The 9,960-nt window shown below is 50.5% G+C and carries 10 protein-coding genes; all 10 read right to left on the bottom strand.

Features of this window, described 5'->3' with window-relative positions:
- Positions 1–268: 268 nt before the first annotated feature.
- A complete protein-coding gene (gene cas2 / locus AC6F7T_RS14085; RefSeq protein WP_500719875.1) occupies positions 269–559 on the bottom strand; it encodes a CRISPR-associated endonuclease Cas2 in 291 nt (96 codons plus the stop codon).
- Between the two features lie 3 nt (positions 560–562).
- Positions 563–1,594 (bottom strand): type I-C CRISPR-associated endonuclease Cas1c, encoded by a 1,032-nt coding sequence (cas1c, locus tag AC6F7T_RS14080; RefSeq protein WP_500719873.1) that lies wholly within the window; start codon positions 1,592–1,594, stop codon positions 563–565.
- Entirely contained in the window at positions 1,591–2,214 is a 624-nt protein-coding gene (cas4, locus tag AC6F7T_RS14075) for a CRISPR-associated protein Cas4 (RefSeq protein ID WP_500719872.1), read from the bottom strand. The genes cas1c and cas4 overlap by 4 nt, the downstream gene beginning before the upstream one ends.
- A gap of 1 nt (position 2,215) precedes the next feature.
- Entirely contained in the window at positions 2,216–2,704 is a 489-nt protein-coding gene (locus AC6F7T_RS14070) for a four helix bundle protein (protein ID WP_500719871.1), read from the bottom strand.
- Positions 2,705–2,844: 140 nt separating this feature from the next.
- Entirely contained in the window at positions 2,845–2,994 is a 150-nt protein-coding gene (locus AC6F7T_RS14065) for a hypothetical protein (protein ID WP_500719869.1), read from the bottom strand.
- Between the two features lie 3 nt (positions 2,995–2,997).
- Positions 2,998–3,837, bottom strand: coding sequence for a type I-C CRISPR-associated protein Cas7/Csd2 (cas7c, locus tag AC6F7T_RS14060; protein WP_500719868.1), 840 nt, complete (start codon positions 3,835–3,837; stop codon positions 2,998–3,000).
- Positions 3,838–3,840: 3 nt separating this feature from the next.
- Positions 3,841–5,874, bottom strand: a complete 2,034-nt coding sequence (cas8c, locus tag AC6F7T_RS14055) for a type I-C CRISPR-associated protein Cas8c/Csd1 (protein WP_500719866.1) — start codon at positions 5,872–5,874, stop codon at positions 3,841–3,843.
- Positions 5,871–6,575, bottom strand: coding sequence for a type I-C CRISPR-associated protein Cas5c (gene cas5c, locus AC6F7T_RS14050; protein ID WP_500719865.1), 705 nt, complete (start codon positions 6,573–6,575; stop codon positions 5,871–5,873). Before cas5c ends, cas8c begins: the two co-directional genes overlap by 4 nt.
- 12 nt (positions 6,576–6,587) lie before the next feature.
- Entirely contained in the window at positions 6,588–8,978 is a 2,391-nt protein-coding gene (gene cas3 / locus AC6F7T_RS14045; protein WP_500719864.1) for a CRISPR-associated helicase Cas3', read from the bottom strand.
- A 282-nt stretch (positions 8,979–9,260) separates the two neighbouring features.
- The coding region (locus AC6F7T_RS14040; RefSeq protein WP_500719862.1) for an anaerobic C4-dicarboxylate transporter family protein at positions 9,261–9,960 on the bottom strand (700 nt) is incomplete at its 5' end.

The following is a 9,960-nucleotide window of genomic DNA, read 5'->3' as shown; positions in this document are numbered from 1 at the left end:
GCGGGGGGCGACATGGAACACTCACGCTCAAAGGCGGCGGCTTCCTGTTTCAATCCACGCCCCCGCGCGGGGGGCGACCGCATGCTGCTAAGAGCATGATTCTACTTTGTTTTTTTCTTCTTTTTCGCGTACTTGTTTTCTTTGTCGCAAATGCACGTCAATTTTTTCTATTGGTCAGACTTTCTATTTGTTTTTCAAAGACCTGCGTCCGCGCGAACCTACCGGTAAAATACCCACAGCTTGGGGTTCGCTACAGACTTGGGGTTCGCTACAGAATCAATGGCCCTTCCTGATCGATCCCTTCCTTGGCACCAACATGCTCAACCCGCTTTCTCCAGTTTGCCCCGAGAAAATAGAACCTCAGGCTGTCCTGATGATGATCGATGACGTCAATCAGTTGTTGGCGCATCTTCGTCCACTGTCCCGGATCGACAATGCATTCAAAAACCGAGTATTGAACCCGCTGACCATGATTCTGACAAATTCTTGCCACCCGACGCAGTCTCCTCGCTCCCGATTTTTCCATGGTCGACACGTCGTAACTTACCAGCACCATCATGATTCATCTCCACAGAAACGGGGGATACTCATCGAGATCGCCACGTAAAAAACGACTGAGCAATTGGGCCTGGGCAATAACCAGCATTCCGACCGGAACTTTCTCTTGTAAAAAGGGGTGCTCAATCTCTTCCTGTTTGCGTTTCTGGTAGGCGACCAACACCTCCTTTCGGGTTTCCTCCGACATTTTCACCGCCCCGGATTCGGTCACGATAAAACCCTTTTTCTTCATTTGCCCGAGATTGATCAGTGACAACACCAAACGATCCGCCAGCATGGGACGAAACTCTTCCATCAGATCCAGAGCCAGGCTTAAGCGCCCCGGTCGATCCCGATGCAAAAAGCCGACTGCGGGGTCAAGCCCGACACTTTCCAGAGCAGATCGTGCATCGTGATAGAGCAGTGAATAAACAAACGACAGCAAGCAATTGACGGGGTCGAGAGGGGGCCTGCGATTGCGCCCGGAAAAAACGAAATCATTCTTATTCGTAACGATCAGGTGATTAAACTGATCAAAATAATCCCTTGCAGTTCGGCCTTCGATACCACGAATACTGTCCAGATCACCCTCCTGCAATAAGCGCTCGGCGTAGCGGGAAAAACTTTTTACTGTCTGTTCAATCCCGGAATTCCCAATTTTATCGCCATGATCACGCAAGGCTCGATGAATACTGGTTCGGGAATTGATCACTTTGCCGAAAACAAACATCCGGGCAAGTTGCGCGGAGTGTTTGTCGCAGTCCGCCCGACGATACTGTTCCCGCCGCAGCAACACATTGCCCGAAACCGACCCCTGAACCCGTGCCAGAAATCGTCCGTATTCGGTCATGAAGCTGACGGAAACATGATTCTCGGCACAATGCCCGAGCAGAAAAGGACTGCACAGCACATTACCGAAACACACAATCGAGCCCAGAGTGTGGATCGGCAGACGCAGCCGGGTTTCACGCTCAACATTGACGACGACGGTTTCCCCTTCTTTATTGAGATAAGCCCCCTGGGTGGTGACGTAAAGGGTATTGAGCATTTTTCTCATGGCAGCCCCTCCAGAGCGCGGGCAAGATAGTCCGTAACGGATTGATGTCCCTGACAACTTTTCGGCATGCAGAGCTGCAGCAATGAACATTGCTCACATTTCTGTGAATAGATCGCCTTTGGCGTTATCCCACCGGCAATTAGCTGGTGTGTGTTCTGAATTGTAGCTGAGGTCAGATCTCTGAGTTGTGTGTCGAGTGCGATCTCCTTGCGACGGCGTTTCTGCCCGTAATAGAGCGCACCCAAGGGGATTTCAACCTTCAGCATTTCCTCCAGACAGAGAGCCTGGGCGCAGAGTTGCACCTCGTCGCACGAGTCGGCTTTGGGGCGACCGCGTTTATACTCCACTGGCAGCACACTGCCGTTATCATGAAACTCAACCACATCTGCTTGCCCGCTCAAACCGTAATGGGCAGAGCAGATCGACAGGGTACGTACAACCCGCAGTGATCCTGTTCGTTCGCTTTTTCCGCTATCGGCACGTTCATGCAGAACCCTGCCCTCGGCAGTGTAGCGATTTTCCGCCCACAGCTGCTCAATGTGGATCAGGGCGCACTGGCGCGGACAGAACAGGTAGTGCTGTAATGCAGAAATCATGATGTAGTCGGATTCGGCGTACATATCATTCTTTACGTAATTGTTTTTGATAATCTCTGTTCAACTGATCCATCAGCTCCTGTGCCGCCGCCTGCCGACTGTAGCTGTTTTTCGATTTTTCTGTCAGGTGTCGAGTCCCTTTGATGTCCGTTTCCTGTAACGAAAAGGCCCAACCACCGAGCTGACGCGAAATGCTGCGCGCCAGCGATTTCAGATCTGAAATTTGAGATTTCAAATGCTCGAAAGGCTTCATCCTTTCGAGCACGTGGCAGATGGAGCGCACTTCACCAGCAGAACCTTTGGCGTAATACAAAAACTGGATCAGCTCCGGGGTTGTGCCGCGTTCGAACCCTTCAGCAATGTTGTTCGACACCGACAGGGAAGCCCGCTGAATCTGGTTGGCAATGTCACCCCGTCCGCGAAAAGCAGAATTTTCCGTCACCTCAAAAACCTTTACGGTCAAGTCCACTCCGGACTTCCAAACCGGTACATCCTCAAAATTTTCGTATTTCATCTTTCCCCTCTCGCCGTTGTGCATAGCGCTGCACAACGGCTATTTCAAATTTGAAATTTCAGATCTCAGAACATTGACAGCAGCCTCTGTGAAATATGCAATCTGAGATCTGAAATCGCCTGTCGCATGTGCGACAGGCGTTACAGTTTCTCGATTATCTCAACCCCCGCCGGGGCCGTGCCGACCGTCACGTCATAATCCTTGAACGACCGCGCTGGACCTTCGGTGCGGTTGTTGCGTTTGATGTCGATCAGGTCAAAAAGTTTGTGGGCGGGGGCGTTGCCGAGCATAGTTCAGAACCCGGAAATTTCTTCAGGCTTTAGACCTTCAAGGTTTTCGAGAACATAGGAACCATCCGAACTTACTTTCAAAGTTCTGTGAACTTTAGCAGAGGAATACTGGCCTGGCTTACTTTTGTGCTGCCACCAAATAACCTTTTCGACCGCCATGCTCCCCTCGGGGCGAGCGGAAGATGCATCTCCCTCGAATAGTATCGGCAGCACGTTTTTGATGTTTTCTGCATCAGCATTGCTAAATCCAGTTCGTTCGGCCAATTGCGGATTCATACTGCCGTAAGTTACAAAGACTGCCTTATCCACTCGGTGTTTCATACCCATTGTGTCGGAACCTCTTTTCGTGCCGTCACCTTCACCGCTGACACTCTTCGTGATTTGGGTACTTGTTATGCTGACCGGGTCGATACTGAATGCAGATTGGATCGATACCGGCCCGCGAATGGGAATCGAGACCCCGTCCTTTTCCTCGCCTTTAAAGGCAAACAACTGCCCAAAACTCCTGACGTCGAGCCACTTTTCACAGGCCATTTTTCCTGCTTTTTCAGGCGGGGTTTTCTTGCTATTGAAGGCCTCCTTGCCGAGGCCATAAGTTGGATCTTCGGCGCGCGCCTTCAGACTCGGCATTCCATCGGTCTTTTTCTCATCTGACTGAACAAATACTGCATGACCGGCGTCTTGCATACGGTCCCGGATTTTGCGTTTTAAACAAACATCGGATACTTCGCCATAACCGTCATAGTCGGTGCGGGGGCGATTCCCATTGAGCGGGTCACCATTGGGGTTGGCATTTTTGACGCTGAAGATAAGGGCAAAGTCAATTTTGTTTTCGAGGCTCATGATTTATTCTCCTTGATCGATTGCAGCCGGTTCTTCGACATTTTGTTGACGATAAGACATTCTTTGACAGTGATAGCCCAGCAAAAATTCTCCAGACAGGGACTTGTCATGCTCAAACTCACCGTTCCCAAATAAAGACATGACCGTATCGAGTTCTTTCTTCCTGTTTGTCAGAAAACCCGCCCGATTGCCCTGCAACCTCTGCATGTAGGGCTGCAAAGCTAATCTGATATTTCGCCATGTCGAGAAAGGCCTGTCGGCAAAACGTTGCATCAGCCGTGCGGCCGTGGTTGGTCGATTCTCGCCACCGACTGATAGAGCAACCTCTTCTATCCGCTCGGCAATCGCCAGAAGACGACCGTAAAGGTAATCCCGCGTGGTTCTACTCTCTTCTAACGACATTGTATATTCCCTCCTTTGTTGTTCGGGTTGTCGTTGATAAAATCCTCGGTAAAGGGCGCAGGCTGCACATAAATGCTTTTCCCATTCCACTTTTTCGCTTTCAACATTTGAATAGTTATCTGACAGCCGCCTTGTGTTCCGGTTGCTGGCTCTACGAACGGCCGCCACTACGATATCGCGTGGCAATGATTGCCCGTCGACAATGGCTGGCATGATCCGTTCGAGCAGGTTCTTTCTCAACGCCTTGTTGCTTTTCAACACATCACCAAAAGCAGACTCAGTAATAAGTTGCGGAGTGGGGGAACTGACCGGCCAAATGGTCTTCTTTTTTGATTTATCGGATTTACAGTTAGTTTCGATATCAACGGTATAACGCTGTGGCCAGGCGAATTGCAGGTGCCAGCTTTTCAGACGCTCGAAGAATTCGCTGGCAAGCAATTCACGGTAATAAATGACACTCATCCGACCCGGCGTCGCTGAATCAAGTCCCATAACTACGATTTGTTCGTTCGGCTCCAATTTAGCGCGATACCCCCTGAGGTAGTTGTTGAATTTGTGCGCGAAGGATGCCCCGAGATCGACTGTGTAATCAATCGTCCCTGTCGAGTTCTTTTCATCAAAGGGTTCTTGGAAGACAAGCGTTTTCTCAAGCAAAGCAAACGAGCTTTTCAGGGGGTCCGGAATCGGTTTCCCCGAAACCGCCCACGTAACGTAGACCTGATCGCCGTTCCGATATCCCTGCCTGTCAATCAGCCAGCGCAAGGCATTGTGAGCTTTTTGCGTGACTTCGTAACCCACCCCTGCAGCCTGGCTACCGTCCCCTTCGGTAAATCGTCCACGGAAAGTAAAGCCGGTAGAATCGTTAGCCGACAGAATTTTTGCTTTATCGCCGGTATGCCGAAGTTTCGCCGGATGATTGGTCGCCAAGACCTGCTCATTGCCCGTAACGAAGCAAAGCCCTGACTCTCCGCCTTCAGTACTCTGGAACTGAATCCAGCTCTCCTGCAACGTCGTATCCGTCCAGGTTTCAGCGTGCAACTCTCCCGACTGTTCCACCTGCCAACAGACAAGAGCGTCGCCCTGCTCGACTTCAGGCTTGTCTTTTTCGACGCGTTTTTCTTTCGGGAGTGGTGGCATAACCTTAAATATTGGCGGAGCAGCACCCTCTGAAGGCCAGTAGGACAATAGTTTGCCGTCTTCTCCTACATGAAGCACACCTTCACGAATCAGATCAGCGACAATATTCCCTTTCCTGGTGTAGTTGCACACTGCTGCTGCCTTACTATGTGCGAAGGGTGAATCGCACCATTGCCGAAGTTGTTCCTCATAGGATCCAAAATACGATTTTTTCCGGCCACCGAACGCAGGGTAGTCCTTCGCGATATATTGGAGTTTGTCAGCCAAGGGATGAGGCGCTTCACCGCTGCTACGACCTGCCGATTTTTCCGTCGCAGGCAGAACAACTTGCGTCTTTTCCAAAACCGATGCCCGAAGAAAATTGCCGTCGCCGTCGATGACGATCTTGATATGCGCGTTCTGAAGAGTATGGCTGATCGGCATCAGTTTTTGTTCTTCGGGCAGGTCAAGAGCTACCCCGGCAACATAAGTCTCATACAATTTCGCCAACCAACTCATAACAAAACCTCCTCCTGTTCCACCGCCATCACATTCTCGCCCAGCCCGAATTCTTTCGGGATCATTTTGCGGATGAAACGACTAGCTTCGCACTCAGCAGGCCGCGGATATTCAAGAATGCCCTTCCGCATCGTTGCTCGCCAAAAACGGCTACGCAGTTCGTTATTGCCAGTCTCGTCGGGATAGTCGAAGCCGTGGAACATCAAGCCGAAGCCAAGTTCATCGATTTCATCGTAAGCACCTTTACCCTCACCGAACTCGCAGGGTTCGACATATCCCTGGCAATCACGCGTTCCAAGAAAAATATCCTGCCGCCCACCTTTCTCCAGCGTACGTTTGGCGATGTTGAAGTGCTTACCTTCAATACGATCTTTCTCCAACGCAAGTTGATGCTCGTTCCACTCGAAATGCGCCATCACCTGATATTCGACATCGCGCAGAAAGGTGTAAATTGCCAGACTATTGCCCCCACCCCAGACCAAGGGCTTCGTTCCCTTGGTCTGCGTCCGTAGCTGCTTCATCACACGCACCTTGTCGACATGCCAGATCAGCGTCGGTTTCCAATAGATCGATTTGAGCACCCCCTTGATCGCTTCGTAGGTCGGCACATGATAGGAGCACTTTTCTCCCCCGACCTTGGTCACCGGGTCGGTAAATAGCGCATACCTCCCCCACAATTTAAAACTGATACTGTTCTTCATTGAACCCCCTTTCTAAATGACTTGTGGTTCATAATCCGCGACCATTTCCGTCGCCAACCCAAATTCTTTACTGTAATAGCGTTCGTCGAGGCAGTAGATGTCGCCATCACGTATCGGAATGATGGCGTCATTCTCTTTTAGCTTCCTCCAAACATTCGGAAACACATTAACGCTGTATTGCTGGGCTTGCTGTAACAATCTGCGCACTTTACCGGGATCAAACTCGGCGCACAATTCTGCGATTATCTTCTTCCCCCTTCCATAGGGGACAATGACAGCATGAGTCGGTGCGTCGATCGCCTTGAAAATCCTGCCGGCGGTTTTGAAGGACTGTTGCAGAACCAACCCCTGAGTCCTGCCGATATTGTTACGATTGTCGCTGAGCAGATTGAGCAGACTGTCGTCGCGACCAGCCTCCCGTGCGGTCACCTTGTAGACCATTTCCTCTGCACGCCGATAAAAGTAGTAGGAAAAGTAAATCTCCATCGCCTCCGGCGACAGCAACTCCTCCTCGTGTATCTCTGCAAAAACTCTGAGCGCCTTGTCTCGTCCTTCGCAGATATCAATCAACTGTTCGATCTTTTCATCAGCCGGATTGACAACGTAAACCTCAGCCGTTTTTACCTTGCCGTTTCGGTTACAACGCCCCGCAGCCTGTGCAATGGAGTCAAGGCCGGCAAGGAAACGAATCACTGAGGCAAAATCGACATCGACGCCCGCTTCGATCAATTGTGTACTGAAGCAAAGAACCGGTAAACTATTGTCGAGTCGCGCGCGTATTTGTCCCAGCATTTCCTTCCGATGCGCAGGGCACATACCGGTACTGAGATGGAACACCTCTTTGACATCCACTTCTTGCGAACAACATGTGTAAAGCCTGCGTGCCCAGTCTTTAGTGTTGACAATTACCAGACAACTTCCTTTACGTCGATATTCACCCAAAGCGAGTTCAGCAATCTCCTCCTCCGACCAACCTTGCGGTTTGATACGGTTACGGATATGTACCCGCTTCAAGCTCTCAAACAGTTTGCCAACGTCGTCGACCAGTTCATTTTCCGGCGCGATGGTCAGTTGTCCTTTATCCGGATTTTTCAATTGATTCAAAAGAGGCTGGGTCGCAGTACATAGAAGTGAGGTCGTTCCCGCATGCTCGGTAAAGAAATTGATTGCATTGCAAAAAAGGTGGACGCAGTTGATTGGCAAAGTCTGAATTTCATCGAATACCAGAACCGACCGGGCCAGTTGGTGCATACGTCGTGGCCCTCGGGTTCCCCCGCCAAAAAGAGTTTCGAGAAACTGCACCATTGTCGTAAAGACAATCGGTGAATCCCAGTTTTCGCACACCAACTTACTTTGCCAGGTTTGGATCTCTGGTTCCAGATTTGAATGATGCTCCAACACCCATGAAAATTCATCCTCATCGATTTCGATGAGACTTCTGACTGCTTCAGCATTTTGCTCAATGATGGAAGTGTAAGGAATAATACATATTATGCGATCTAACTTATGTTGTTGGGCATGATGCAGAGCAAAACGCATTCCGGCAAAAGTTTTGCCGCCACCCGTCGGTACGGTCAGAGAGTAAATACCTTGAGCACCTTTGGCCCGGTCTTTACAGCGATCGGAAATATCACGGCGAAGACGGTCGATTTCATTTCTGATCGGCAGAGCGCTCAACTTCTCTTCCATCCGCTTTATCGCAACCGGCCAATCAACCGGCTTATTTTTCCTGACTAACTTGTTTTCGGGATTTTCGTGATCGGCACTGTCGATCCGGTCGGCGTCAATCAGGCAACTGAAGTGAACCCGCGTCCAAAGACCGACCTTGAACCAGCCGACAAGCTCTGATTGTCCAGGTTTAGCCACCAGAGATGAAATTTGCGTCAAGCAACTCTGCAACAATTGTGGGGAGGCAAGCGTTTCCAACTTTTGGAGGAGCTGAGAATCGGCGCGTTGGAGGCACTCAGCAAGGTGGGTTATGTGATCGTCCTTTGCCATCCGTTTGTCAAAGACGTTTTTACCATCCGTGCTCAGACAATCAATCAGGCCGCCATGATGCGAGGCAAGACAGGTCGCGAAAACTTGTCCAATTAATTTCCCGTTATCTCCATAGTTGCGGCAGAATTGCCAAATCCACTGAGCACCGGCAGTTGAATGATCTATCGACCCCCTGAGCCCTTTAAAATCGACATAATCACCATCGACGTCAGGATCAAGAATACCTAATGCCGATTTTAGATAGGCTTGAAATTCCACACTGTACTTTCCAAAATCATGTAGTAGACCGAGCAATTCTCCTACCTCTGGTAAAGAGATTTTTTTAGTCAAATCGCTACAAATTGAAGCCACGCGCTTAAGGTGGCTCTCAACTGATTGTCCATCGTGCGCATAAAATTTTTCCACCACTCTCTCCTCTGCCCCTCGCCCAACCACCCTACCCCACCCGAGTGTCAATAAAAGTCACACCCCTTAACAAAAACGACAAAAAAACCGCAATGCACCGGCTTTTGTTTCAGCCGGTGCGTTGCGGTTATGGTTGTGGTTCTGTGTGTTCATGCCCCCCCCTTCGCCAAGAGGGATGTTAACCTTTCAGGGAAGCAGGGGCAAGAAAGCAATTCAAACGCCACCGCCCTTTGCATCATATAGACGCAAAGGGCGGCAATAGCACTCTGAGCAGTTTTCCCCTCAGCCAATCACGACCATAGCAATAATATAACCGACGATACAGGCGGTGGGGACGGCGATCAGGCCGGGCACCATGAAGCTGTGGTTGAAGTACCATTTGCCGATTTTTGTGGTGCCGGAACTGTCGAAGTTGACGGTGGCGATATCCGACGGATAGTTGGGGATAAAGAAATAGCCGTAGGATGATGGCATAATCGCGATCAAAAGTGCCGGCGGCAGGCCCAGGGACAGACCGACGGGGAGCATCATCCGGCAGGTTGCGGCCTGGCTGTTAACTACGACAGAAACGATGAACATGGCAAAGGCGAAGGTCCAGGGGTGGTTGGTGACAATTTCAGTGATACCGCCCTGAAAGCTGGGCAGGGCAAACTTGAAGTAGGTGTCACTCATCCAGGCGATACCAAAGATGGCGATGGCGGCAACCATGCCGGATTTAAATACGACCCCTTCCGGCACCAGAGAGGCCTTGGTTTTGGTAATGATCAGAATCAGACCACCGAAAGCCAGCATCATCATCTGAATGATAACGGCCATACCGATCGGCTTATCTCCCACATTGAGAGTACGCAACTCGGGAATCATGGCGACGACAACAATGGAGGCCAGGGCCAGGAGAAAGATCAACACCGCAGTGCGCGCCGAGGTCGGCAGGGTTTCACCAAGGGTTGTCGAGGTGGTTTCTTCAATCCGCTTTTTCCAC

It is taken from the genome of Pelovirga sp., from assembly GCF_059864205.1.
The sequence above is the reverse complement of the archived record's forward strand: the minus strand, read 5'-3'. Positions and strand labels throughout refer to the sequence as shown.